Raw genomic sequence first — 26,084 nt, forward strand, 5'->3', positions numbered from 1 at the left:
AAGATGCTCTCCTACATCCTCCGTCGCATCGCCGCGACCTTGCCGGTCATGGCAATCGTCGCGCTGTTCGTGTTCAGCCTGCTTTACATCGCGCCCGGCGATCCGGCCGTGGTGATCGCGGGCGATCAGGCAAGCCCGGAGGATGTGGAGCGCATCCGCCAGAGCCTCGGGCTGGACCGGCCCTTCCTGGTCCAGTTCGGAAGCTGGGTCTGGCGCATCCTGCACGGCGATCTCGGCACCTCGATCTTCACCAACCTGCCGGTCTCGGCGATGATCGGGCAGCGTCTCGGCCCGACGCTGTCGCTGATGATCGTCACGCTGCTGCTGACGGTCGTGGTGGCGGTGCCGCTCGGCGTGGTGGCGGCATGGAAGGCCGGCAGCTTGATCGATCGCGTCATCATGGGCTTTGCCGTGTTCGGATTCTCGCTGCCCGTCTTCGTGGTCGGCTACATGCTCGCCTACATCTTCGCGCTGGAGCTGGAATGGCTGCCGGTGCAGGGCTACACGCCGCTCAGCTCCGGCTTCTGGCCGTGGCTCGAGAACCTGATCCTGCCGGCGGTCGCGCTCGGCTGCGTCTATATCGCGCTCGTCGCCCGCATCACGCGGGCAGCCATGCTCGAAGTGCTGCAGCAGGACTATATCCGCACCGCCAAGGCCAAGGGCCTCGGGCAGGGTGGCATCCTGTTCATCCACGCCCTGAAGAACGCGGCGGTGCCGATCGTCACCGTGATCGGGATCGGCATCGCGCTCCTGATCGGCGGCGCGGTCGTCACCGAGAGCGTGTTCGCGATCCCCGGCCTCGGCCGCCTCACCATCGATGCCATCCTGCGCCGCGACTATCCGGTGATCCAGGGCATCGTGCTGCTGTTCAGCTTCGTCTACGTCCTCGTCAATCTGATGATCGACGTCGTCTACACGCTCGTTGACCCGAGGATCCGCTATTGACCGACACCACCGTCAATCCGCAATCGCTTCCGGCCGGCCTCGTCCTTGCGCCGCAACTGCCCGAGATCCTGCGGCCGGTCAGGATTCGGCGCGGCTTCGTCGGCCTGCTGCGCGGCCATCCGACGGTCGCGATCGGCGGCGCGCTGCTGCTGACGCTGGTGCTGATCGCGGTCTTTGCGCCTTACCTCGGCACGGTCGACCCGACCGCGCTTGCGCCCGCCAAGCGCACCCGCGCGCCGTCGGCCGATTTCTGGTTCGGCACCGACGTGCTCGGCCGCGACATCTATTCGCGCGTGCTGTTCGGCGCACGCGTCTCGCTCACGGTCGGCCTGTCGGTCGCGATCTTCGCGTCGGCGATCGGCCTTGCCATCGGCATGGTCTCCGGCTTCATTCGCTGGGCCGATGGCATCCTGATGCGGTTCATGGACGGGCTGATGTCGATCCCGCCGATCCTGCTGGCGATCGCGCTGATGGCGCTGACGCGCGGCAGCGTCGGCAACGTCATCCTGGCAATCACCGTGGCCGAGATCCCGCGCGTCTCGCGCCTCGTCCGCAGCGTCGTGCTGTCCTTGCGCGAACAGCCCTATGTGGACGCGGCGGTGGCCTGCGGCACCCGCACGCCGATGATCATCCTGCGCCATATCCTGCCCAACACCGTTGCGCCGATGCTGGTGCAGGCGACCTATATCTGCGCCAGCGCCATGATCACGGAGGCGATCCTGTCCTTCATCGGCGCCGGCACGCCGCCGACCATCCCGTCCTGGGGCAACATCATGGCCGAGGGCCGTGCGCTCTGGCAGGTGAAGCCCTACATCGTGTTCTTCCCGGCGGCGTTCCTGTCCATCACCGTGCTCGCCGTGAATCTGCTCGGCGACGGCCTTCGCGATGCGCTCGATCCGCGCATGGCCAAGAGCCTGTGATGTTGCCTCTGATGGATCGAGGCTGATCGCGATGGCTTTGCTCGAAGTCGAGAACCTCCAGACCCATTTCCGCACGCCCGGCGGCATCAACCGCGCGGTCGACGGGGTGTCCTTCCATGTCAACGAAGGCGAGACGCTCGCCATCGTCGGCGAGTCCGGCTGCGGCAAGTCGGTGACGTCGATGTCCCTGATGCGGCTGATCCCGGAGCCGCCGGGCCGGATCGCGGGCAGCATCCGCTTCGCGGGCAGGGATCTCCTGAAGCTGTCCGACCGCGAGATGCGCGCGATCCGCGGCAACGACATCTCGATGATCTTTCAGGAACCGATGACGAGCCTGAACCCGGTGCTCACCGTCGGCCGCCAGATCCGCGAGACCTTGATGATCCATCAGGGCCTCGACAAGCAGGCGGCGGAGGCGCACGCGGTCGAGATGCTGACCCTGGTCGGCATTCCCGAGCCGAAACGGCGCGTCGGCGAATATCCGCACCAGCTGTCCGGCGGCATGCGCCAGCGCGTGATGATCGCGGTGGCGCTGGCCTGCAATCCGAAGCTTCTGATTGCGGACGAGCCGACCACCGCGCTCGACGTGACGATTCAGGCGCAGATCCTCAAGCTGATGCTGGATCTGAAGCGTCGGGTGGGTGCCGCCATCATCCTGATCACTCACGATCTCGGCGTCGTCGCCGAGATCGCCGAGCGCGTCATGGTGATGTATGCCGGCCGCAAGGTCGAGGAGGCGCCGGTGGCCGAGCTGTTCCGTTCGCCGCGCCATCCCTATACGCAAGGCCTGCTTGGCGCGGTGCCGAAGCTCGGCTCCTCGCTCGCGGGCACCGCGACTCGCCTTGCGGAGATCCCTGGGCAGGTGCCTGATCTCCGCAAGCCCATCACCGGCTGCGTCTTTGCCGGCCGCTGCGCGCTTGCGACCGACGTCTGCCGGCAATATGCGCCGGGACTGGAAGAGAAGGGCCCGCGCCACATCGCGGCCTGTCACTACGCTGCCAAGGGAGCCGTTGCGGCATGAGTCCTCCGCTGCTCCAGGTCAACGACCTCAAGAAGCATTTCCCGATCAACAAGGGCCTCTTCGGGCGGCAAACCGAATTCGTCTATGCGGTCGACGGCGTGTCGTTCGAGATCGCGCGCGGCGAGACCTTGTCGCTGGTCGGCGAGTCCGGCTGCGGCAAGTCGACGGTCGGCCGCGCCATTTTGCGGCTGTTCGAAATCACCTCGGGCCAGGTCGTCCTCGACGGCCAGCGCATCGACGATGCGCATCCGAGCACGATGCGCCAGATGCGCCGCCGCGTGCAGGTCGTGTTCCAGGATCCGTTCTCGAGCCTCAATCCGCGCATGCGCGTGCGCGACATTCTCGCCGAGCCGATCCGCAATTTCGGCCTCGCCAAATCCGCGGAGGACCTCGAGGTCCGTGTCACGTCGCTGATGGACACGGTGCGCCTGCCGCGCGAGGCGCTGAACCGCAGGCCGCACGAATTCTCCGGCGGCCAGCGTCAGCGCATCGGCATTGCGCGGGCGCTCGCGGCCGAGCCGGAGCTGATCGTGTGCGACGAGGCGGTCTCCGCGCTCGACGTTTCAGTCAAGGCGCAGATCGTCAATCTGCTGCAGGATCTCCAGCGCGAGTTCGGCCTCGCGCTGCTGTTCATCAGCCACGATCTCGCCATCGTCGAGCACATGACCCACCGCGTGGCGGTGATGTATCTCGGCAAGATCGTCGAGGTGGCACCTCGGCGCGAGATCTTTGCCGCGCCGAGGCACCCCTATACCAAGGCGCTGCTCTCGGCCGTGCCGCTGCCGGAGCCCGGAGCCCAGCGCAATCCCATCATCCTCAAGGGCGACGTGCCGAGCCCGATCAACCCGCCGAAGGGCTGTCGCTTTCATACCCGGTGTCCCTTCGTCTTCGATCGTTGCCGGACCGAGGAGCCGGTACTTCGCGCCACAGGACCGGAGCAGTGGGTGGCCTGTCACCTCGACGAACCGCCGCAGGGGCTCATCCCTGCCGGCGCAGGAAGCCCGTGATCGTGACCTTTTCCCAGATGCCGGCTGCGGCAAAGGGATCTGCACGGTTGAAGGCTTCGACCTCGGCGCGGCCGGGAGCCTCGATCAGGAACAGGCTGCCGATCATGGTCTGGCCATCGTCGGAGACCAGCGGTCCCGACATCACGATCTTGACGCCGAAGCGCGAGGTGTCGCTGAGGAAGGCCTTGTGGGCATCGTAATTGGCGAGCCGGGTCGGCAACGCGTCGGCGCGGTCGACGGCGTGAATGGCGAACAGCATCGTGTCTCCGTTTCTTGCGTCAGTTCTTGGGACGGTCGCGGGCTGCGGCCGTCCGGGCTTGTTGTGATCGGGTCGTCTACTTCGCGCTGAGCTTGCCGGCGTCCTCGAAGGTCGGACAGGTCCGCTGCTCCAGCGGCACGTCGAACGGCCCAAAATTGTCCTTGGTGATCACGGTCGGCTTCAGCACGATCTCGCTGATCACGGGCTGGTTCCGCAGCGACCGGATCGCCATCATGGTGCCGAGGCAGCCTTGCGCAAATCCGTTGTAGTCGCCGCTCGCAAGCAGCTTGCCGGTCTTGATCGCGTCGATCGCCTCCTTGGTGCCGTTGATGCCGATCACCTGCGCCTTGCGGTTGGCGCCGTCGAGCGCCTCGATCGCGCCGACTGCCATGGCGTCGTTGGCGGCGAGCACGCCGTCGATCTGCGAATTCGACTGCATCAAATTCTCCATGACCTGGAGCGCCTGGAGCCGCTGATAGTTGCCTGGCTGCGAGGCCAAGAGCTTGGCGCCGGGCGCTTCCTTCAGCGCATCGTTGAAGCCGCGCACGCGGTCGACATTGGTCAGCGAGCCCTTGACGCCCTCGATGATGACGATGTTGCCCTTGCCGCCGAGAGTCTTGAGCAGGAAGCGCGCGGTCTCCAGTCCAAGGCTGTAATCGTCGGCGCCGACGAAGGACAGGAACTTGCCGCCGGCAGAGCGATCGGTGATGTTGACGACCGGGATCTTCGCTTCGTTGATCTTCTCGACCCCCGGCACCATCGCCTTGTAGTCGACCGGCGTGAACACGATCGCGCTCGGCTTCTTCACGACGACGTCCTCGATCTGGCTGAGCTGCTCGGGAATCGAGTCCGGCTTGGTCGGAATGTACTGCAGCGTCTTCGCGTTCAGCGTCTTCGCCATGTTGTCGGCGCCGACCCGCACCGTCTGGAAGAACGGATTGGTCTGGTTCTTGGTGAAGACGGCGATGGTCTCGCCGTCGGCACGTGCCCCAGTCGTGAACGCGGCCGCCATCAGCAGCGGCAGTGCCAGATAGCCCAGTCCTTGTTTCATGTTGCCTCCATCCCTCATTTTGCTTGTTGGATTGCTAGAACTCATTGCGCGCGGCGGCGGGTCTTCATGTCGAGCCAGACGGCGAGAATGACGATGACGCCGGTGACGAGCGGCTGCCAATTGGCGCTGACCGACAGCAGGTTCATGCCATTCAGCACCAGGGTCAGGATCAGCGCGCCGATGAATGTGCCGAAGACGGTGCCGACGCCGCCGAACAGCGAGGTGCCGCCGATCAGCACGGCTGCGATCGCCGGCAGCGTCAGGCTCTCGCCGATGTCGGCCTCCGCCGAATTGAGCCGCGACAGGAAGATGATCGAGGCAAGTCCCGCCATGGTGCCCGATACCGCGTAGACCAGCAGCAGGCGCCGCGCGACCGGAATGCCGGAGAGCCTCGCCGCGACCGGATTGGCGCCGATCGCATAGATCTCCTGGCCCCAGATCGTGCGCTGGGCGAAGAACGTCCCGATCCCGAGGAACACCAGCAGCAGGTAGACCGGGATCGGCAGGCCGAACAGATAGCCACTGCCGATCTGGCGGAAGCCGGCCGGGAAGCCGTGCAGGGTCTCACCCGCCATGTACCAATAGGTGAGACCGTTCAGCACCCAGAGCATGCCGTAGGTGGCGATGAAGGATGGGATGCGGAGCGCCGTGACCATGATGCCGTTGAGCAGGCCAACGATGCCGCCGCACGCAAGGCCGGTGAGGATGCCGAGCGCCGGCGAGCCGGTCTTGTGGATCACGGTCCCCGCGATACAGGCCGACAGCGCGACATTGGCGCCGACGGAGAGGTCGAGGCCCGCGGTCAGCACCACCAGCGTCAGCCCGGAGGCGATGAAGAAGGTCAGGCTCGCCTGCCTCAGCACGTTGAGGATGTTGCCGAGGCTGAGGAAGGAATCGCTGAGCACGGCGAGGACGGCGCAGATCAGGAAAGCCGCGAGCAGGCGATAGAACAGCTGGACCGCGTCCTGGGACAGAAAGGAACGGGGCGGCGCGATGGCGCCCTTGGTGATATCGGTCATGTGCGGCTCCTGAGGCCGTCGAGGAACAGGGCAACGATGACGAGCACGCCGACGCTGGCGACCTGCACCGAGGAGGGCAGCGAGATCAGGTTCAGCCCGTTGCGCAACACGCCGACGGAGAGGACCCCGAGCAGGGTACCAAGCAGCCAGCCATTGCCGCGCTCGAACGAGGTGCCGCCGACGGCGACGGCCGCGATGGCATCGAACTCCAGCCCGAGACCGGCGGTGGGGTGGCCGGAATTCATGCGTGCGGTCATCAAGAGGCCGGCGATGCCGGCCATGGCGCCGCCGATCGCATAGACCGCGATGAGCAGCTTGTTGGGCGAGAGGCCGGCATAGCGCAGCGCCTCGCGGTTGCCGCCGAGGGCGAAGATATAGGTGCCGAAGCGGGTGTGATAGAGCAGGCCGTGAAAGGCAGCGTAGGTCACCAGCGCCATCACGATCGGCACGGGAATGCCGAGCAGCGTCGCCGAATAGATGTCGCGCACGCTGTGGGGAATGCCGACCACGCTCTGGCCGTCGCTGACGATCAGCGACAGGCCTTGCGCCATGCCGAGCGTGCCGAGCGTCGCGACAAAAGGCGGAATGCCTGTTATGGCGACCAGCCAGCCGTTGGCAAGGCCAAAGGCCGCGCCGACCAGAAGGCCGGCGCCAAGGCCCAGCAGCATCGATTTGGTCGCCAGCGACACGATCGCGACGCAGAGCGAGGTCAGCGTCAGCACCGCGCCCATCGACAGGTCCAGCCCCTCCGTCATGATGATCAGCGTCATCGGCAGCGCGAGCATGGTCAGGATGGTCGACTGCACCAGCACGTTGGAGAGGTTGGCGACCGACAGGAAGCCGGGCGCGATCGCGCTGAACAGCGCGATCAGCAGCACCAGCACGATGGCAACGCCTGGGATGCGTTGCAGCGGATTGGGTTGGGCGACGACCGCGGCTTCACGCATGATGCATCCCCAGTCGCACGATATTCTCCTCGGTCAATTCGTTGCGTGTCAGGTGCCCGGCGATGCGCCCCTCGCGCATCACATAGGCGCGGTCGCAGACATGGCAGATCTCGACCTGCTCGGACGAGATCATCAACGCCGCCGCGCCTTCCGCGACGAGGCGGTCGATCAGCGCGAAGATTTCCGACTTGGCGCCGATGTCGATGCCGCGCGTCGGCTCATCGAAGATGAAGAGTTTCGAGCCGGCGGCGAGCCATTTTCCGATCACGACCTTCTGCTGGTTGCCGCCCGAGAGCAGGCCGACGGTCTGGCGTGCGCTCGGTGTCGCGACGCGGAGCTGTCGGATCAGGCCGTCGGCGGTACGCTGCGCCGAGCGTTGGTCGAACAGCCCGCTCGGGAACAGCTTCCTCAGCGCCGACACCACCAGATTGTCGCTGACGGATCGCAGCAGCGCGAGGCCCTCGCTCTTGCGGCTCTCCGGGATCAGCGCGATGCCGCGGCGGGCGGCGAGATCCGGCTCGCCGGAAATGCTCTTGCCCTCGAAGATGATCTCGCCCGATGTCACGGGATCGGCGCCGAAGATCGCGCGCGCGACCTCGCTGCGGCCGGAGCCGACCAGCCCGCACAGGCCGACGATCTCGCCCCGGCGCACCTCGATGTTGATGTCGGAGATGCCGGTCGGCGCGCTCAGGCCCTTGACCTGCAGCAACACCTCGCCGGGCTTGTCGGCAAAATGGCGCGGGTAGGTCATGTCGACGTTGCGGCCGACCATCATGCGGACAAGCTGGTCCGGCGTGACGTCGGCGGGCCGGACGCCATCGATGCGGCGGCCGTCGCGCAGCACCGTGATGCGATCGCCGAGCGCGAACACCTCGGCCATGCGGTGCGAGATGTAGACGATGGAGACGCCGTCCGCCTTCAGCCGCGCGATCAGTGCGAACAAGAGCTCGGTCTCGCGGTCGGACAGCGCTGCGGTCGGCTCGTCCATGACCAGGATGCGGGCGTTCTGGCTGATCGCTTTGGCAATCTCGACCATCTGCTGCTGCGCAACACCAAGCTTGTCGACGATGGTGGAGGGATCGATGTCGAAGCCGATGGTGTCGAGCACGCGCCTTGCGTCGGCCAATAACCTGCGGCGGTCGATGGTGCCGGGAATGCGGCCCTTCGGTTCGCGCCCCAAGAAGATATTCTGGGCGATGTCGAGATGGGGAACCAGCGAGAATTCCTGGAAGATCACGGCAATGCCGAGCTTCTGCGCATCCGCGGTCGAGGAGATCGCGACCTTCTCGCCCTTGTGGTAGAATTCGCCGGCGTCGGCGCGATAGGCGCCGCACAGCACCTTCATCAGGCTCGACTTGCCGGCGCCGTTCTCGCCCAGCAGCATGTGGACCTCGCCGGGGTAGACGGCAAAGGACACGTCGTCCAGCGCCTTGACGCCGGGAAATTCCTTGCTGATGCCGCGCAGCTCCAGCAGCGGCGTGGGCGAGGTGACCTCGATCGGGAGCGCGTCGCTCATGCTTTGGCTCCGCCAGCAAAGATCTTTCCGGGGTTCATCAATCCCGCGGGATCGAGCGCCGTCTTGATCGATCGCATCACGTCCACGGCCTCGCCGAGCTCATCGGAGAGATAATCGATCTTGCCGAGCCCGATGCCGTGCTCGCCGGTGCAGGTGCCGTCCATGGCAATGGCGCGCGCGACCATGCGGGCCTGCAGCGCCTTGGCGCCTTCGGCCTCCTCCGGCTTTGTCGGGTCGATCAGGATCAGCATGTGGAAATTGCCGTCACCGACATGGCCGACGATCGGTGCGGTGAAACCGTGCGCGTCCGCATCGCGCCGCGTCTCGGTCAGGCATTCCGCCAGCCGTGAGATCGGCACACAGACGTCGGTTATCACCGCGCGTGCGCCGGGCCGCAGGCCGAGGCCGGCATAGAGCGTGTTGTCGCGGGCGTGCCAGAGCCGGCGGCGGTCTTCCTGTGCCTTGGCCCAGGCAAAGCCATGGCCGCCGTGGTCGGCCGCGATCGCCTGCGCGGCCTCGGCCTGTTCGGCGACCGATGTCTCCGAGCCATGGAATTCGAAGAACAGGGTGGGCGCCTCGCGATAGCCGAGCTTGGCGTAGGCGTTGATGCCGCGCATCATGACGTCGTCGAGCAGCTCGATGCGCGCCACGGGGATCGCGGACTGGATCACGGAGATCGCGGTGTCGACGGCGTCGTGCAGGGTGTCGAAGCTGCAGACTGCCGCCGAGATCGCCTGCGGCACCGGATGGACCTTCAGCGTGATCTCCGTGATGATGCCGAGCGTGCCTTCCGCGCCGACGAACATGCGCGTCAAATCATAGCCCGCGGCCGACTTCCGCGCGCGCTTTGCAGTGCGGATGATGCGCCCGTCGGCCAGCACGACCTCGAGCGCCATGACGTTGTCCTTCATGGTGCCATAGCGCACCGCCATCGTGCCCGAGGCGCGCGTCGAGGTCATGCCGCCGATCGAAGCGTCGGCGCCCGGATCGATCGGGAAGAACAGGCCGGTGTTGCGCAGCTCCGCATTGAGCTGCTTGCGCGTGATGCCGGGCTGCACCACGACGTCCATGTCGCTGTCGTGCAGGCTGAGCACCTTGTTCATGCGCGCGAAGTCGAAGCAGACGCCGCCGGCGACCGCGGCCGCATTGCCTTCGAGCGAGGTCCCGGCGCCGAACGGGACGATCGGCATGCCCGCGCTCGCGCAGAGCTTGACGATTTCGGCGACCTCCTGCGTGGTCTCGGGGAAGACCACGATATCGGGCGGCAGGTTCTGATAATGCGACTCGCTCTGCCCGTGCTGATCGAGCACGCCGCGCGCGACGCTCACGCGCGGGCCGATCATGCCGGTGAGGCGATCGGCCAATGTGCCCGTGCTGACCCGCGGTCCCATCCTCAGCTCCCGTCCCTGTTTTACGGACACTTGTTGGTCCGTCGTTGAGCTTAAGCGGCTCTTGCGTTGCTTGCGACCTGCTTCAGGCCGAAATCATAGTTGAGATGAAAATAGTCGCGCTCCACCATGCGACCATCCGGCGCACGGCCCGCGGGATGCCGGACGAATTCGCGGATCAAGCTGTCCTTGACGCCGAACACCACGTCGCTGTCGAGATATTGGTCGCCGGCAACGAAGACGTGCGTCACCAGTTGCTCGAAACCGGGCGCTGAGATCATGAAGTGTACGTGCGCCGGGCGCCAGGGATGGCGTCCCTGCACCTCCAGCATCTCGCCGACCGGTCCGTCATGCGGAATGGGGTAGGCGGCCGGCTTGATCGACCAAAAATGGAAGCGGCCGTTGGCGTCGGTGTGGAAGCGGGCGCGCATCGCGAGATCGCCGATCTTGTCGAGCTGCTGCACGTCGTAATAGCCGTCGTCGTCGGAATGCCAGACGTCCACGATGGCGCCGGCCAGCGGCTGTCCGTCCACGGTCGAGACCGAGCCGGTGACCAGCATCGGATCGCCTTCCATCGACCCGGAGATGTCAGCGCCGCTGTCCTTCTCCGGCGCGGCCTGGACGAAAAACGGGCCGAGGACCGTGGTCTCGGTCGCGCCTTCCGGCACCGGATGGTTGATAGCGTCGACCAGCATGGAGACGCCGAGCGTGTCCGACAGCAGGATGAATTCCTGACGCTTGTCGTTGCACATGTGCCCGGTGCGGGTCAGGAAGTCGATGCCGTATTCCCATTCCTTCTGGGTCGGCCGCACCTCGCGGACGAACGCGTGAAGGTGACGCACCAGCGCCTCGCTGACCTGCTTGATGCGTGGATCGGTCGCGCCCGCGATCCGCTCCAGCACCGCGTCCGTGATCGTGTTCTCGTTGAAGTTACGCATGTCGGTCTCCGTTGATCACAGCTTCGGCTCGCCGAGGCCGGACAGCCGCTCGAGATGCTTGACGGTCGCAATGAAGTCGGTGTCGCCGTCGCCCTGGGCGACCAGCGAGCCATAGGTCTCGCGCACTTGCGCGGCGAGCTGCAGCGGCACGCCGACGGCGTGGCCGGCGCCCAGGATCAGATCGAGATCCTTGGCCATCTGCTTGCAGGAGAAGGTGGACTCGAAGTCGCGGGTCCGCAGCGGCGCAGTCTTGTACTTGACCATGGGTGAGGCCACCGCGCTGTCGTCGAGCACCTTCAGGATGTCCTGCCAGGCGATGCCGCCCTTGCGCGCCAGCGCCAGGCTCTCCGCCATCATCGCCGCCGACACCGCGATCATCAGATTGACCGAGAGTTTTGCGTAGCGCGCTTCCTCGGCGGGGCCGAGATAGGTCTGGGCGCGGGTGAAAGCTGCGAACAGCGGCGTTGCGCGCTCGAACGCGTCCGTCGGTCCCGACACGAAACAGGTCAGCGCGCCGGTGTGAACGATGCTGGCATTGCCGGACACCGGCGAGCGCAGATAGGCAATGCCGTGCGCCTCTGCGACGGCCGCAACCTCAGCCGAGGCTGCGACGCTGACGGTGCTGGTTTCGATCAAGACGGCACCGGGGGCCATCGCGGCGATCAGGCCGGCGGGGCCGAGCAACGCGCCGCGCAAAGCGGCGTCGTCGGGCAGGGAGGTGATCACGGCGGCCTTGCCGCTCACGGCCTCGGCCGGCGAGGCGGCGATCGCAATGCCCTGCGCGCGTGCGTCGCTGATCCGCGCCGCGCTCTGGTCGAACGCGGTGACGGTGTAGCCGGCCTTGGCGACGAGCACCGACATCGGCAGGCCCATCTTGCCGATCCCGATGAAAGCAACTGTTTTAAGAGCGTCAGTCATTGTTCTTGTCCATTGGCGCTTTCAGGCGGCGCGTCCCTGTCGTTCGATGTCTTGCACCAGCCGCCGGCCGGATTGCGCCAGCAGCTCCTTCTTCGTCTCGAGTCCCCCGACCAGCAGCCGGCCATTGCGTTTCTTCCAGGCGCCGCCGATCATGACGGCCTCGATGTTGGCGAGGCTCGTCTGCATCACGACGGTCGCGATGGGATCGTGCACCGGATGGAGATTGAGATCGGAGGCGTTGATGATCACGAGGTCGGCGAGCTTGCCCGGCGTCAGCGATCCGATCTGGTGCTCGCGGCCGAGCATGCGGGCGCCTTCCGTCGTGATCCAGCGCAGCGCTTCCCGGATCGGAATCGTGGTCGTTGCCGGGATGGTGCCGCTGGTCTTGCGCGACTCGGCATTGTCGAGCGCCCGCTGCATCGACAGCGCAACGCGCGCGGCGGAGAGCAGATCGCCCGCCAGCACGGATTCCAGATCAATGCCGATGGTCGGCCGCACGCCGCGCTTCAGAAGGCATCCGGTGATCGGAAAGCCATGGCCCTGGATCATCTCGTTCTCGGGTGTGACCGAGAAGGACACACCGAGATCGACGAGACGATCGAGCAGATCATCCGGCAGATCATTGCCATGGACGATATTGACGCCGGGGCCGACGAGGCCGGCCTCGAGCAGCTTCTCCCAGCCGCCAGGCGTCTTGGCCGGACCGCCGCCCTGATGCATCGAGGCGGTCAAGTTCAGCTCCCGCGCCAGGTGGAAATCGTGCATGGCGACGTCGAGCGTCGAATAGTGGGGACCGAGAATGGCGAGCCCGAGCGTGACGAGGCCGTCGCGGTCGGCGAGGGGGCCCGCCAGCAGCCGCTCGACCTGGCGGCGCGGATGCGGCACTTCCGAGAAATGCGGCTCGCCCGGCTTCGGCTCGGGTTTCGGCGAGCCATGGAAGAACGCGGCGCGGATGCCGCTTTCGATCAGGCCGCGCACGCCGGCGTCAGTGTGATCGGGCGTCGGGTTGTTGTGGCACCAGTCGACCAGCGTGGTGACGCCATGGTTGATCTGGTTCAGCGCGCCGACGAGGGTTGCGATGTAGATGTCGTCGGGCCGGAACACGGTCGCGAGCCCGGCATGCATGCGGCGGAAATACTCCAGCAGCGTCCAGTTGGCGGCAAAGCCGCGCAAGCCCGTCTGCCAGGTGTGCATATGCGCGTTGATCAGGCCTGGAATGACGATGCGGCCCGCGCCGTCGACGACCTCGGTGTCGGCTCCAACGTCGATCGACGGGCGCACATCGGCAATCCGGTTGCCCTCGACCAGCACATCGCCGGTCAGGAGATCGCCGATCGCGTCATCCATGCTGATGACAATGGCCGATCTGATCAGCGTGCGCCGCATTGCCTTACGCCGCCGCTTTGACGGCGCTTGGCGGCTCGCCGGCGAAGGCGCGCGCAATCAAGCCGCGAATGGCGCCACGCTCGAGCGGGCGCGGGTTCCAATAGGCATTGGTGACGGCGAGATCTGCGGCCCTGTCGATTCCGCTCTCGGGCATGCCGACATCGCGTAGCGCCAGCTTCGCACCAAGCCCCTTGGCGAGATCGTAAAGTCCCTGCGATGCATCAGCCGCACCGATTGCGCGCGAGATGCGCGCCATCGCATCGGGCACGGCCGGTGCGTTGTAGGCCAGCGCGTGCGGGAGCACGATGGTATGCGTTTCGGCGTGCGGCAGGTCGAACGTGCCGCCGAGCGTGTGGCAGAGCTTGTGATGCAGTGCCATGCCGACCGTGCCGAGACAGACACCGCACAGCCAGGCGCCATAAAGGGCTTCGGTGCGGGCCTCGCGGTCGTCGCTTTTGGCGGCAATGGCGGGCAGGGCACGCGCCAGCGCGTGGATGCCTTCTTCGGCCATCAGCGACGTCACGGGATTGGCATCGCGCGCGTAGAGTGCCTCGACCGCATGCGCGATGGCGTTGATGCCTGATGTTGCGGCGAGACCCGCCGGCAGCGTGAGCGTCAAGTCGACGTCGTAGATCACGGTCTCCGGCAGTATCGCTGCATCGCGCACCGTGGTCTTCAGCCCGTTCTCGGTCTGGCCGACGATCGGCGTCATCTCCGAGCCAGCATAGGTGGTGGGGATGCAGAGCTGGTTGACACCGGTGCGCAAGGCCAGCGCCTTGCCTAGTCCGGTGGTCGAGCCGCCGCCGAGCGAGACGACGCAATCGGCCTCGCATGCCTTCATCGCCGCGAGCGCGCGTTCCGTGACCTCGACCGGCGTGTGCATGGTGGCGCCGGGAAAGATGCCGGCATAGAGCGGACCGAGCGCGGCCCCCAAGCTCTTACCCTGCGCCTCCTGCTGCGGCGTCGTCAGCACCAGCGCACGCTCGCCGCCGAGCCGCTCGACCTCGGCCTTGGCGTTAGCCAACGTTCCGCTGCCGAACACAACGCGGCAAGGCAGGTTTTCGAAGGTGAACGAACCGATCATGCGCCGGTCTCTTTGATGGGATAATCGACCTGGAAGCGCCCGATCCGCAAGTCGCCCAGCGCCTCGCGCACCCGCAGATGTTCCGGGTGGTTGGCGTAGGCGGCCAGCGCCGCCTGGTCGGTGAATTCGGAGAACAGCACGACGTCGCAGGCGTAATCGACCGCGCTGACGTCCATGCCGACTTCGATATGGGTGAGGCCGTCGATCCGGCCCTTGAGGCCCTCGAACAGGGTCTTGACCTTGAGCCGGGCGGCGGAGCGCTCCTCGGGGCTCTCCCCGCGCAGCCGCCACATCACGATGTGCCTGATCGGGCCCGACATTTCCTGATTTCCTCGCCTGCAATGGTGCTTTGTTGGCGCCATTTTGCCTTGCAGAAAACGGAAATAAAGGTCAAAATTTGTAAGTCTCTTTTCCTATTTTCGCAAAAATGGACCGGCTCCTCCAACTCGAGGTCTTCTCCAAAACCGCTGAGCTCGGCAGCCTTTCCAAGGCCGCCGAAATCCTGCGGATGTCGAACGCGGCCGCGAGCCGCCATCTCAGTGCGCTGGAGGAGCGGCTGGCGGTCCGGCTGATCGAGCGCAACACGCGCCGGCAATGGCTGACCGAAGCCGGGCAGGAGCTCTTGCAGCGTTGCAGCACGCTCCTGAACGAGCTCGCCGAAGCCGAGGACGCCGTCTCCGACCGCGCGTTGTCGCCGAAGGGCATGCTGCGCGTGACGTCTTCGCTGTCCTTCGCGATGATCTATCTCGCGCCGATGCTACCCGCCTTCCGCGCGCTCTATCCCAATCTCAGCGTGCAGATCATCAGCGCAAACCGCTACCCCGACTTCATCGAAGCCGGCATCGACGTTGCGATCCGGACTCGGGAGCACGAGCCGGATTCCAACATCATCGTCCGCCGCATCGGCCAGATGCACCGCGTGCTTGCGGCGGCTCCGTCCTATCTGGAGAAGCACGGCCGGCCCGAGCATCCCGTCGATCTCGCCCGTCACAACATGCTGATCTACAACCTCGCCAATGATCCCTATTCGCTGCGGTTGAGCCAGGGCAGCACGACGCAGACGGTGCGAATCGCGCCGACGCTCGACAGCAATGACGGCCAGATCATCTGTGGTGCAGCGCGCGCCGGGCTCGGCATCCTGATCCAGCCGCTCTATATCGTGCAGGGCGATATTGCGGCCGGCCGGCTGGTGCCTGTCCTGAGGGATTGGCAGCTGCCGTTGCTCACCATGAACATCGCCTATCAAAATCGGGTCAGGCTGCCCGCCAAGATCAGGGTGTTCTCCGATTTCCTCGTGAGCTACATCCGGGAGCATTCGGAGCCGGGGATCTGGATCGACGCGGCGAAGTGAATGGGAAGCATCCATGTATCTCGGCATCGATCTCGGCACGTCGGCGGTCAAGACGGTTCTCGTCGACGATGCCCAGCGCGTGATCGCAAGCGAGAGCCGGCCGCTCGCGACCGTCTCGCCGCAATCGGGCTATTCCGAGCAGGATCCGGCGCAGCGGATCGATGCGACCTTTGCCACGCTGGATGCCCTCAAGGCGTCGCACGCCGATGCGTTGGCGGCGGTCGAAGGCATCGGACTGTCCGGCCAGATGCATGGCGCCACGCTGCTCGATAAGAGCTTGAGGCCGCTGCGGCCCTGCATCCTCTGGAACGACGGACGATCGGCCAGTGAGTGCCGTATCCTGGAGCAACGCTGGCCCGCCTTGCGCGCGGTGACGGGCAACAAGGCAATGCCGGGCTTCACCGCGCCAAAACTGCTCTGGATCGCCGCGCACGAGCCCGAGATCTTCGCGGCGACGAAGCTCGTTCTGCTGCCAAAGGCCTATCTGCGCCTGGTGCTATCGGGCGAGGCCGTCGAGGATGTCTCGGATGCTTCGGGATCGCTGTGGCTCGACGCGGCGCGCCGCGATTGGTCGGACGCAGCACTGGAAGCGACCGGCTTGTCACGCGCGCACATGCCGCGCCTGGTCGAGGGATGCGCGCCCGCAACCACGCTGCGCAGCGAGCTCGCGCGGCGCTGGGGCATGGTCAGGCAGCCGGTGATCGCGGGCGGTGCCGGCGACAATCCCGCGGGCGCCGTCGGTATCGGCGCAGTCCGGCCGGGAGCGGCATTCGTCTCCCTGGGAACCTCGGGTGCCCTCATGGCCCCGACCGACAGGATCGCCGCCAATCCCGATCGCGTCGTGCATACGTTCTGCCACGCCATTCCCGGCATGTGGATTCAGGCCGGCGCGATCCTCTCGGCCGCCTCCTGCCTCGCCTGGCTCGCGCGCCTGTTCGGCGCCACCGAGGCGGAACTGCTGGCTCCGCTTGGAGCGCGACCGCGGGCACCGTCGCCCGTGAGCTTCCTGCCTTATCTGGCCGGCGAGCGGACGCCGCACGACGATCCCGTCGTGCGCGGCATGCTGGATGGGCTGAGCCATGGCACCGATCGCGCGGCGATCGTGCAGGCGGTGCTCGAAGGCGTTGCCTTCGCGCTTGCCGATTGCCGCGATGCGCTCGCCGGTGCCGGTATTGAGATTGCGGAAGCAGATGTGATCGGCGGTGGTTCGCGCTCGGCCTTCTGGCTCTCGGTGCTGGCGAATGTGCTCAATGTTCCAGTCCATCGCTTTGCCGGAGGTGAGACCGGCGCCGCGTTCGGTGCGGCGAGATTGGGGCGGCTTGCTGTCACGGGTGAGGCAATCGGTGACGTATGCGTGCGGCCGCAGCGCATCGAAACATTCGAGCCCGACGCTGCACTGGTCGATGCCTACGCCGAACGGCTTCCCGCCTGGCGCGAACTGTATCGGCCGCGCCACTAGCTGGCCCAATCTGGTTTGCATACTTCGGTATACTCGCCTTCGGTATTGCCCTGCGTCACCGCTTTTGTTTAATGACCAAACCGCGTTGCCGAGAAACGAGACGCGGGTGGGAAACGCATTGTGCGCCGGGAGGCACGATGAACGATCCGATCCTCGAGATGCGCGGGGTCTCAAAGACCTTCTTCGGCATCAAGGCGCTGCGGGCGGTCGATCTCACCGTCTATCCCGGTGAAATTCACGCCCTGATGGGTGAGAACGGCGCCGGCAAGTCGACGCTGATGAAGATCCTGTCCGGCGCCTACCGGCCCGATCCGGGCGGCGAGATCCGCATCGAGGGCAGGGTGGTGCGGATCGAAGGCCCGCTCGGCGGCCGCGCGGCGGGCATCTCCATCATCTACCAGGAGCTGTCGCTCGCTCCCAATCTCAGCGTTGCCGAGAACATCTATCTGGGCCGGGAGATGTCGCGCTCGGGCTTGCTGGCGCGCGGCGCCATGCGCGAGGGCGTCGGCCCGATCCTGAAACGACTGGGCGCCGACTTCCTGCCCTCGACGCTGGTGGCGCATCTGTCCATGGGCCAGCGGCAGCTGGTCGAGATCGCGCGTGCGCTGCATGTCAGATCAAAGATTCTCATCATGGACGAGCCGACCACCTCCTTGTCGGCCGCCGAAAGCGAGCGGCTGTTCGCGCTGATCCGCCAGCTTCGCGCCGAGGGGCTTGCCATCATCTACATCTCGCATCGCATGGACGAGGTCTACGCGCTCGGCGACCGCGTCACCGTGCTGCGCGACGGCCGCCTGGTCGGTTCGCTCGACAAGCCCGAAATTCGCGCCGACACCATCGTGCGACTGATGGTCGGTCGCGACGTCTCCTCGTTCTACAAGAAGGACCATGATCCGGAGGCGGGGCGGGGGCATCCCGTGCTCGCGGCGATCGACATGGCCGATGGCCAGCGCGTCAAGGGCTGCTCGCTCACCGTGCATGCGGGTGAGGTGGTCGGCCTCGCCGGCCTGATCGGCGCCGGCCGCACCGAGCTTGCCCATCTCATCATCGGTGCGTCGCCGAAAACCTCGGGCCGGCTCGAGCTGGAGGGGCGTCCGGTCGATATCCGCACGCCGGGCGAGGCGCTCGAGGCCGGTATCGCCTATCTCACGGAAGACAGGAAGGCGCTCGGCCTGTTTCTCGACATGTCGTGTCTGGACAACATCAACCTCGCCGTGCTCGGCCGCGATGCGAAGCTCGGCTGGTTTCTGGATCGCGACAAGGCACGCGAGCGCGCCGACCGCGCCTTTGCGGGCCTCAGCATTCGCGCCACCAATGCCGGCGTTCCCGCCGGCGGCCTGTCAGGCGGCAACCAGCAGAAGGTGCTGCTGTCGCGGCTACTCGCCATCGCACCGAAGGTCCTGATTCTCGACGAGCCGACGCGCGGCGTCGATGTCGGTGCCAAGTCTGAAATCTATTCGATCATCGACAATCTCGCCAAGGCCGGCACCGCGATCCTCGTCATCTCATCCGATCTGCCCGAGATCATCGGCATCTGCGACCGCGTCGTCGTGATGCGTGCGGGGCACATCGCCGGCGAGGTCACCCGCGGCCCGAATTCGCCGCTGGCGCAGGAAGACATCATGGGGCTAGCTACGGGGATGGAGCATCTCGATGCCTGACAATGGTGGTGTGGGGGCGAAGCCGGCATCGACCACGACCAACGGAGCTGCCGCAGAAACAAGGCGCCAGCGGATGCGGATGCTGATCAGTGCGCTGGGCATGTTGCCGGTGCTGCTGATCCTCTGCATCGGCTTCAACGTGCTCTCCGAAGGCCGCTTCTTCACCGGACAAAATCTCGGCATCGTATTGCAGCAGGCCGCTGTGAACACCGTGCTCGCCGCCGGCATGACCTTTGTCATCCTCACCGGCGGCATCGACCTATCGGTCGGCTCGATCCTGGCGGCCTCCGCAATGGCGGGATTGACGCTCTCCAAGCTGCCGGAGCTCGGGATGCTGTGGCTGCCGGCCGCGCTGCTCACCGGCCTCGGCTTCGGAATCGTCAACGGCGCGCTGATTGCGCTGCTTCGCCTGCCGCCTTTCATCGTCACGCTCGGCTCGCTCACCGCGGTGCGCGGCCTCGCGCGGCTGCTCGGGGCCGACACCACCGTGTTCAATCCCTCCATTCCCTATGCCTTCATCGGCAACGGCTCGCTGACGCTCATTCCCGGCGTCGCGTCGATCCCCTGGCTCTCGGTGATCGCCTTGCTCGTCATTCTCGTCTCCTGGCTGGTGCTGCGCCGGACCGTGCTCGGAGTGCATATCTATGCAGTGGGCGGAAACGAGAGCGCGGCGCGGCTGGCCGGCATCAAGGTCTGGGCCGTCCTGATCTTCGTCTACGGCATATCCGGACTTTTCGCCGGGCTCGGCGGCGGCATGCAGGCGGCGCGCCTCTATGCGGCCAACGGCCTCCAGCTCGGCCAGTCCTATGAGCTCGATGCGATCACCGCCGTGATCCTCGGCGGCACCTCGTTCGTCGGCGGCATCGGCTCGATCTGGGGCACGCTGGTCGGCGCGCTGATCATCGCCGTGCTGTCCAACGGGCTCATCCTCATCGGCGTCTCCGACATCTGGCAATATGTGATCAAGGGCCTGGTGATCATCGGCGCCGTGGCGCTCGACCGCTACCGGTTGCAAGGCTCCGCGAGAACGTGAGACGCCCGGCCCGCAACACTGCGCGAATGGCGTGATACGAGATTCCGTTGCGGCAACTGGTCTGCCGCGCCGGGGACGAAGACAGACCAGGGAGGAAGACCATGTTGAAGACGATCATGCTCGCCGGCGCCGCCACGGCACTTGCCCTGACCACCGCACCATCCTTCGCCAAGGAGCTCAAGTCGATCGGCGTCTCGCTGGGATCGATGGGCAACCCGTTCTTCGTCGCGTTGTCGAAAGGCGCCGAATTCGAGGCCAAGAAGACCAATCCCAACGTGAAGATCACGGCCGTCGGTTTCGAATATGACCTCGGCAAGCAGGTCACCCAGATCGACAATTTCATCGCCGCCGGCGTCGACCTGATCCTGCTCAATCCCGGCGATCCCAAGGCGATCGGGCCGGCCATCAAGAAGGCGCAAGCCGCGGGCATCGTCGTCGTCGCGGTCGACACCGCGGCTGAGGGTGCCGATGCCACCGTGACCACGAACAACGTGCAGGCCGGCGAGATCTCCTGCCAGTACATCGTCGACAAATTGGGCGGCAAGGGTGACGTCATCATCGAGAACGGGCCACAGGTCTCCGCCGTCATCGACCGTGTCGTCGGCTGCAAGAATGTCTTCTCGAAAAATCCCGGCATCAAGGTGTTGTCCAGCGACCAGGACGGCAAGGGCTCGCGCGAGGGCGGTCTCACCGTCGCGCAGGGCTATCTGACCCGCTTCCCCAAGATCGACGCCATCTTCGCCATCAACGATCCGCAGGCGATCGGCACCGACCTTGCGGCGCGCCAGCAGAACCGCAGCGGCATGATCATCACGGCCGTCGACGGCGCGCCCGATATCGAGGCCGCGCTGAAAGATCCGCAGTCGCCGCAGATCCAGGCTTCCGCGTCGCAGGATCCGTTCTTCATGGCGCGGCGCGCGGTGCAGGTCGGCGTCGGCATTCTCAACGGCCAGAAGCCGGCCTCGACCGTCGAGCTGCTGCCGTCCAAGCTCGTGACCAGGGACAACGTCGCCGAGTACAAGGGCTGGACCTCGGATCGCTCCCAGTAAGGCATCGTCCGCTGCTGGAGACGTTCGAAGCATGAGAGGTGACGGGCGGCGGTTTAATCGCGCCGCCCGCCGCCGATACCCTGCGTGCTCACCGGTAGTACGCAGCGATGCCTGTGCTAGCTTTCCACGATCTCGATCGGTCGATTCGGAAAGCAGATCCGGTGAAATCCAGGACGTCAGGCACGGCGTGGCGGCATGCCAATATCGGCCGCCTGCTCAATAACGCGGTGCGGCGCTTCGAAGGCCGTGTGCTCGAATTGATGATCGAGCGGGGCCACGACGAGACGCGCATCGCCCATGTTAGCCTCACCCGCAATCTCGACGTGGAGGGGACGCGGCTCACCGAGCTCGCCCGCCGCGCCTCCATGAGCAAGCAGGCGATGGGCGAACTGGTCGATCAATGCGCCGAGCTCGGCCTCGTCGATCGCATCGCCGATCCGACCGACCGGCGCGCGCGCATCGTCATGTTCACGCCCACGGGGCGCAAATGGCTCGATGCGTTCCGCGATGCCGTCGACGTCGCCGAGCGGGAGATGCGCGCCGAGCTCGGCAAGGCCACGATGGATGCAATCCTGAAGGGCCTCGCGGCGTATGGCACGGAGTTCGATACGCTCGACGATCCCGATTAGTCAGGCAGCTTGACTAAATCGTCAGGTAACCTTACCATGCAAGATGATGCTGGCAGGGAGAAGCGTCTTGGAAACTCGTCTGACGGCCACGGTGCTCATCGTGGGCGGGGGCCCTTGTGGGCTGATGCTGGCGAACGAGCTCGGCCGCCGCGGGGTGTCCGCGATCCTGGTCGATGAAAAGCCGGGCACGGCCTTCAATCCGCAAGCCAATGCGACGCAGGCGCGCTCGATGGAGCACTATCGACGGCTGGGCTTTGCCGACGAGATCAGACGCGAAGGTCTGCCCGCGGACTACCCGACCGATGTTGCCTATTTCACGCGCTATACCGGCTACGAGTTGGCGCGGTTCGCGCTGCCGTCGGCGTCGCGGGCGGGCGAGCTGATCAAGGGCTTGTCGGGCTCCTGGAGCGCGGCCGAGCTGCCGCATCGGGTCTCGCAGAAATATGTCGAGGCGGTGCTGCGCCGCCACGCCGAACGGCTCCCCGGCATCGAGCTCAACTACGGTCACCGGCTGATCGGCTACACCGAAAGCGATGACGGTATCGTTGGCGAGGTCGAATGTCTCGACGATGGCAGCCGCTTCCGGATCGGCGCCGACTTCCTGGTCGGGGCGGACGGGCCGCGCTCCATGGTTCGCCAATCGCTCGGGATCGTCTATGGCGGCGAGACCGGGACGCAGCGCGATTTCATGGGCGGCCGCATGCTGGCGGTCTATCTCCGCTCGCCCGACTTCTACGCACGCGTCCCCCACGCGAAAGCGTGGATGTACAATTGCTTCAACGGCGACCGCCGCGCCTTCATGGCCTCGGTGAACGGCCGTGATGAATTTGCGTTCCACACGCAGCTGCGGCCGGGCGAGGACGAAAGTGCGATCACGATCAACCAGGCTAAAGCCGCGTTCCAGCGCGCCTGCGGTGCGCCGATCGATTGCGAAGTTCTGTCCTTCCTGACCTGGACCGCCGGTCACGCACTGGTCGCGAACGGGATGCAGCGGGGCAGGGTCTTCCTCGGCGGCGACGCGGCGCATCTGTTCACGCCGACCGGCGGGCTCGGCTACAACACCGCGATCGAGGATGCGGTCAATCTCGGCTGGAAGCTCGCAAGCGTCGTCAAGGGCGTGAGCCCGGCGGCACTGCTCGGCAGCTACGAGGTCGAGCGGCGTCCGGTGGCGCTCCGCAACACCGATTATGCGCGGCGCTTCGCCGATTCGCTCGGCCTCTTCGCACCGGCGCCGGAGATCGAGGATGCGACGGACGCCGGCCACGAAGCGCGGCGGATCGCGGGCGCCTATCTCGATCAGCACGCCCGCGCCGAGTTCAACATCCCCGGCGTCACCTTCGGCGGGCGCTACGACGGCTCGCCGATCATCGTCCCCGATGGCAGCGAGCCGCCGCCGGATGCCGCCAACGTCTACATTCCCACCGCCTGTCCCGGCGGCCGCGCACCGCATGCGTGGCTGGAGGACGGCATGTCGCTGTATGACCTGTTCGGATTCGAATGGACGCTGCTTCAGTTTGGGGACGTGATGTCGGCCCATGGGTCATTCGCTGAGACGATCCGCGCGATCGGAGCCGATGTAAAGCTCGTCACGCTGCCCAGATCGTTGCGCGATCTCTACGAGGCGGATCTCGCCCTGATTCGTCCCGACCAGATCGTGGCTTGGCGCGGCAACGCATCGCAGGCCGGGACGATCGCACGCGTGCTCGGCCGCGTACTCGCGCGCGAAGACGCGCGGCTGCTAGCCGGCGGCGGACGGATTGGTTCGCGCAGGTGACACGGCCGACGGAATTGCGCTCGCGAACAGACTGGTCTTGGGTTGGACGCGCGATCCGTCGATCAGCTCGAGGCGGCCGCAGCGGTTCAGGGTATGCAGCTTCCTGCCGGGCCATGCCGGTCCGGGCTTCAGAGCATGGCGGACGATCTGCTTGAATGCCGTCGGCGACAGTTCGACCACTTCCGCCAGGGCAAGCGCTGCGCCGTATCCGTCGGTACAGTCCTGGACCGGTCGCCACAGCTTGTCATCGAGTGTGACGAAGTTTCCTGCCGGCCGCGTGCTTGCACGGTCGATCAGGACGGGATTGCTGGCGTGGGGCAACCAGGGCCCCAAGAGTCGATCGGCGTGGTAGATCGCCAGCGAATCCGAATAGCCAGCCGTTCCGTCGCGCCAGGCGCCAAACAGATAATACAGGCCGTTGTGGCGCGTGATCGTGACGTCGGCCAGCTCGAGGCCGGAAAGGAGCGTTGCGTATCGCTCCCATTTGTCCGGAAACCGAACACATTTGTAGAGGGCGACGTCCCCGCGGGTCGAGCTCTCCGGGATCATCCAGAGCTCGCCATCGTCCTCGATCACGAACGGATAGGAGAGGTGACAGGGCTCCTCGAGCACCGGCATCACCTCGCCGACTGGCCCCGCGTCGGCGAACTCGATCGCCGAGATGATGCCTTTTCCGACGCGGTGATCGAGATCCTCGAAGAAGACGAAGGTCCGGCCCTGCCAGGTGACGGGAAAGGGATCGGCATAGAAGTGGTTTCCAGGATCTCTCAGAACGTTCCAGCCTGGACCTGACAGGTCTCCGGTCTGCCAGACGCCCGCGCCGTCGTTGAAGCGCCATCCGATATGCCAATGCGGGGCATAGCAGCAGAGCCGATAGATCCCCTTGGCGATCGATACGGCAAGGCCGCGCGCGACGTAGCCAACCGCGCCGCGTCGCGAGCCAATTCCAGCGGGGTGCGGCAGCTGCGGCACGATGCGCGGCCTTCCCGACAGGATCGCCGCCAGCATGGTCAGGGTCCGCGCCATCACTGTTTCGAGCGCGCCGCTGAGGCCCGCGGCAATCTCTCCGGACGGATGGCCGCGATCGAGGACCGAGCCGTCGATCTCGTTGACGATCTCGATCACCGGCAGGTCGCCGGCGAGGATGGCGGCGAGCGCGGCATTTTCACCGGCGACGCCGTTGAACAGCGGCCGGAGATACAGCCGGGCAGGGCTGGCCGGATCGCGTGGGGCACTCGTGAAATCGACGATCACGTCGGCCGTGCCGACGCTGGCGCGTGCTGGTTCGGAGCCGATCGTCAGCCTGTCGGCCCTGCTGCGCTTGCCCTTGTGCAACACCAGGCGCTCGAGCTCGAACAGGGCATCGAGACCCGCCGGCCGTGACTCCGCCGTTGCCGTCCATGCAACTTGCACCGGCACGTCCCGGCCGTCGACCGACAGCGTCCTGCGGTCCATCCAGCGTCGCGCGTACTCACGTTCACAGCGAAACTCGATGATCATGTCGAGCCAATCTGTTCCAGCGAATCAGGTCAAACGACCTGGTCGAGAATTCGGATGTATTCCTCGACCATGGCATCTACCGAATAGCGCAGCCGCAGGCCTTTGGCGTTTTGTCGCAGGTCGTCGCGCAATTGCGTGTCGGTCAGCAGCCTCGAGACGGACGCGGAGAGCTGCGCATGATCGGAGGCATCGACGAAGAATGCAGTTGGTCTGCCCTCGTAGGACAACACTTCGCGCAGGACGGGAAGATCGGTCACGACGGAGGGAACACCGGCGTTGGCGGCCTCGACGGCAGCCAGACCGAAGGTCTCGGCCTGGGTCGGAAAGACGAACACATCGAGACAGGCGAGGAAGTCCGCCATCCGGCCGGGAGGAATCTCCCCGAGCAAATGCAGACGGTCCGAGACGTTCAAGTCGTTCGCCAGTTGCCTCAGCCGGGCCTCGTCGGCTCCCTGGCCGGCGAGCGCAAGATGCCAGGACGGTTGATCCGGCAGCAGACGTATCGCCAGATCGAGCCGCTTGTGCGGATGCAGCCGTGCGGCGCAGCCAAGCAGGACGCGATCCGGCGGCAGATTGAATCGCTGCCGCGCCGCCTCCTTCGACAGGGTGAGGGCCTTGTCGTCGAAGCCGTGCGGCACATGCACCATGCGCGACCGGTAGGCCGCGGGGTAGCGCGAATATTCGCGCTCCATGTCCCGCGAATTGAGCGTGATGCAATCGAAGAAGCCGAGGCTGCCCATGGCGATGTCGGCGGTGCGGACCGGCCAGCTCATCGCCAGCGCGGATGAAACCTGATTGGCGACGACCGGTGCACGGCTGACGAGGCGCGTGACGCCGGCGCCGATGACGTTGCCGAAATGCTGGAACGTCAGGACGGCGTCGGGCCTGGTGGATCTGATGTGGCGGCCGAGCGTCCACAGCATCCGCAGCAGCGCCAGCGGATTGCCCGGCCGGCTTGGCGCGCAGTAGAGCGTATCGGGCGGCTCGTCGAAGGAATCCGATTTGCGGAAGAAGAACAGGTTGGTGACTCGGTAACCGCGCGCGGTCAGGCCGGCGCCGAGCAGCCGGGAGATCTCCTGTGCACCGGCGTTCTCGGCCTGGGTTTGTGCGAGAAGCACGTGAAGTTTTCGCCCATCGCCGTCCGGCCGCGCAGGTGCCGTCGCGCTCGTCTCGCCCAAGTCCTTGTTCGGCTGATAGTGGAGCACGGATCCCGACCCGCTAAAGAAAGG

General features: G+C 65.9%; 24 protein-coding genes. 11 read left to right on the forward strand and 13 right to left on the reverse strand.

Translation table 11 applies throughout. The annotated features are described in order from the left end of the window. Positions 1-3 precede the first annotated feature (3 nt). From AB7M16_RS33490 to AB7M16_RS33505, 4 genes are read left to right on the forward strand one after another with little or no spacing between them, the layout of a single operon-like run. A complete protein-coding gene (locus AB7M16_RS33490) occupies positions 4-945 on the forward strand; it encodes an ABC transporter permease (protein WP_453946565.1) in 942 nt (313 codons plus the stop codon). After that, positions 942-1,865, forward strand: a complete 924-nt coding sequence (locus AB7M16_RS33495) for an ABC transporter permease (protein WP_453946566.1) — start codon at positions 942-944, stop codon at positions 1,863-1,865. The genes AB7M16_RS33490 and AB7M16_RS33495 overlap by 4 nt, the downstream gene beginning before the upstream one ends. A gap of 31 nt (positions 1,866-1,896) precedes the next feature. Beyond that, entirely contained in the window at positions 1,897-2,886 is a 990-nt protein-coding gene (locus tag AB7M16_RS33500; RefSeq protein ID WP_453946567.1) for an ABC transporter ATP-binding protein, read from the forward strand. Beyond that, positions 2,883-3,893, forward strand: a complete 1,011-nt coding sequence (locus AB7M16_RS33505; RefSeq protein ID WP_453946568.1) for an ABC transporter ATP-binding protein — start codon at positions 2,883-2,885, stop codon at positions 3,891-3,893. The genes AB7M16_RS33500 and AB7M16_RS33505 overlap by 4 nt, the downstream gene beginning before the upstream one ends. Here the strand turns inward: AB7M16_RS33505 and AB7M16_RS33510 are convergent. The 11 genes from AB7M16_RS33510 to AB7M16_RS33560 form a co-directional block, all read right to left on the reverse strand. Then, complete coding sequence (locus AB7M16_RS33510) at positions 3,865-4,152, reverse strand: YciI family protein (protein ID WP_453946569.1); 288 nt, start codon at positions 4,150-4,152, stop codon at positions 3,865-3,867. The genes AB7M16_RS33505 and AB7M16_RS33510 overlap by 29 nt on opposite strands. 76 nt (positions 4,153-4,228) lie before the next feature. Continuing rightward, complete coding sequence (locus AB7M16_RS33515; protein ID WP_453946570.1) at positions 4,229-5,203, reverse strand: sugar ABC transporter substrate-binding protein; 975 nt, start codon at positions 5,201-5,203, stop codon at positions 4,229-4,231. 41 nt (positions 5,204-5,244) lie between these two features. Next, entirely contained in the window at positions 5,245-6,222 is a 978-nt protein-coding gene (locus AB7M16_RS33520) for an ABC transporter permease (protein WP_453946571.1), read from the reverse strand. Further along, entirely contained in the window at positions 6,219-7,169 is a 951-nt protein-coding gene (locus tag AB7M16_RS33525) for an ABC transporter permease (protein WP_453946572.1), read from the reverse strand. The genes AB7M16_RS33520 and AB7M16_RS33525 overlap by 4 nt, the downstream gene beginning before the upstream one ends. Continuing rightward, complete coding sequence (locus AB7M16_RS33530) at positions 7,162-8,685, reverse strand: sugar ABC transporter ATP-binding protein (RefSeq protein ID WP_453946573.1); 1,524 nt, start codon at positions 8,683-8,685, stop codon at positions 7,162-7,164. Before AB7M16_RS33530 ends, AB7M16_RS33525 begins: the two co-directional genes overlap by 8 nt. Beyond that, a complete protein-coding gene (locus tag AB7M16_RS33535; protein ID WP_453946574.1) occupies positions 8,682-10,076 on the reverse strand; it encodes an FAD-linked oxidase C-terminal domain-containing protein in 1,395 nt (464 codons plus the stop codon). The genes AB7M16_RS33530 and AB7M16_RS33535 overlap by 4 nt, the downstream gene beginning before the upstream one ends. A gap of 50 nt (positions 10,077-10,126) precedes the next feature. Next, positions 10,127-11,011: an intradiol ring-cleavage dioxygenase gene (locus AB7M16_RS33540; RefSeq protein WP_172784416.1), complete on the reverse strand. Its 885-nt coding sequence runs from the start codon at positions 11,009-11,011 to the stop codon at positions 10,127-10,129. A gap of 15 nt (positions 11,012-11,026) precedes the next feature. Further along, a complete protein-coding gene (locus AB7M16_RS33545; protein WP_212256755.1) occupies positions 11,027-11,929 on the reverse strand; it encodes an NAD(P)-dependent oxidoreductase in 903 nt (300 codons plus the stop codon). 21 nt (positions 11,930-11,950) lie between these two features. Beyond that, positions 11,951-13,315 (reverse strand): amidohydrolase family protein, encoded by a 1,365-nt coding sequence (locus tag AB7M16_RS33550; protein ID WP_453946575.1) that lies wholly within the window; start codon positions 13,313-13,315, stop codon positions 11,951-11,953. 4 nt (positions 13,316-13,319) lie between these two features. Beyond that, positions 13,320-14,399 carry a maleylacetate reductase gene (locus AB7M16_RS33555; RefSeq protein ID WP_453946576.1) on the reverse strand — a complete coding sequence of 360 codons (1,080 nt, stop codon included), beginning with the start codon at positions 14,397-14,399 and terminating at the stop codon, positions 13,320-13,322. Continuing rightward, positions 14,396-14,719: a Dabb family protein gene (locus AB7M16_RS33560; RefSeq protein WP_036005173.1), complete on the reverse strand. Its 324-nt coding sequence runs from the start codon at positions 14,717-14,719 to the stop codon at positions 14,396-14,398. Before AB7M16_RS33560 ends, AB7M16_RS33555 begins: the two co-directional genes overlap by 4 nt. Positions 14,720-14,826: 107 nt before the next feature. Here AB7M16_RS33560 and AB7M16_RS33565 point away from each other — a divergent pair, with 107 nt between their 5' ends. From AB7M16_RS33565 to AB7M16_RS33595, 7 genes are all read left to right on the forward strand, one after another. Further along, complete coding sequence (locus AB7M16_RS33565) at positions 14,827-15,750, forward strand: LysR family transcriptional regulator (protein WP_212256750.1); 924 nt, start codon at positions 14,827-14,829, stop codon at positions 15,748-15,750. A 13-nt stretch (positions 15,751-15,763) separates the two neighbouring features. Next, positions 15,764-17,209, forward strand: a complete 1,446-nt coding sequence (xylB, locus tag AB7M16_RS33570) for a xylulokinase (RefSeq protein WP_453946577.1) — start codon at positions 15,764-15,766, stop codon at positions 17,207-17,209. Between the two features lie 137 nt (positions 17,210-17,346). Continuing rightward, on the forward strand, positions 17,347-18,870 hold the full coding sequence (locus AB7M16_RS33575; protein WP_439363621.1) for an ATP-binding cassette domain-containing protein: 1,524 nt from the start codon (positions 17,347-17,349) through the stop codon (positions 18,868-18,870). After that, the gene (locus tag AB7M16_RS33580) at positions 18,863-19,903 is read left to right on the forward strand and encodes an ABC transporter permease subunit (protein ID WP_172784423.1); all 1,041 of its coding nucleotides are present in this window, start codon (positions 18,863-18,865) and stop codon (positions 19,901-19,903) included. Before AB7M16_RS33575 ends, AB7M16_RS33580 begins: the two co-directional genes overlap by 8 nt. A 101-nt stretch (positions 19,904-20,004) precedes the next feature. Continuing rightward, positions 20,005-20,952, forward strand: a complete 948-nt coding sequence (locus AB7M16_RS33585; protein ID WP_172784424.1) for an ABC transporter substrate-binding protein — start codon at positions 20,005-20,007, stop codon at positions 20,950-20,952. Positions 20,953-21,113: 161 nt separating this feature from the next. After that, entirely contained in the window at positions 21,114-21,581 is a 468-nt protein-coding gene (locus tag AB7M16_RS33590) for a MarR family winged helix-turn-helix transcriptional regulator (RefSeq protein WP_453946578.1), read from the forward strand. Positions 21,582-21,627: 46 nt separating this feature from the next. Beyond that, positions 21,628-23,355, forward strand: coding sequence for an FAD-dependent oxidoreductase (locus AB7M16_RS33595; RefSeq protein WP_453947295.1), 1,728 nt, complete (start codon positions 21,628-21,630; stop codon positions 23,353-23,355). Here the strand turns inward: AB7M16_RS33595 and AB7M16_RS33600 are convergent. Continuing rightward, positions 23,320-24,855: a glucosamine inositolphosphorylceramide transferase family protein gene (locus AB7M16_RS33600; RefSeq protein WP_453946579.1), complete on the reverse strand. Its 1,536-nt coding sequence runs from the start codon at positions 24,853-24,855 to the stop codon at positions 23,320-23,322. The genes AB7M16_RS33595 and AB7M16_RS33600 overlap by 36 nt on opposite strands. 29 nt (positions 24,856-24,884) lie before the next feature. After that, the gene (locus tag AB7M16_RS33605; protein ID WP_453946580.1) at positions 24,885-26,060 is read right to left on the reverse strand and encodes a glycosyltransferase family 4 protein; all 1,176 of its coding nucleotides are present in this window, start codon (positions 26,058-26,060) and stop codon (positions 24,885-24,887) included. Positions 26,061-26,084: the final 24 nt, after the last annotated feature.

It is taken from the genome of Bradyrhizobium sp. USDA 372 (assembly GCF_053629095.1).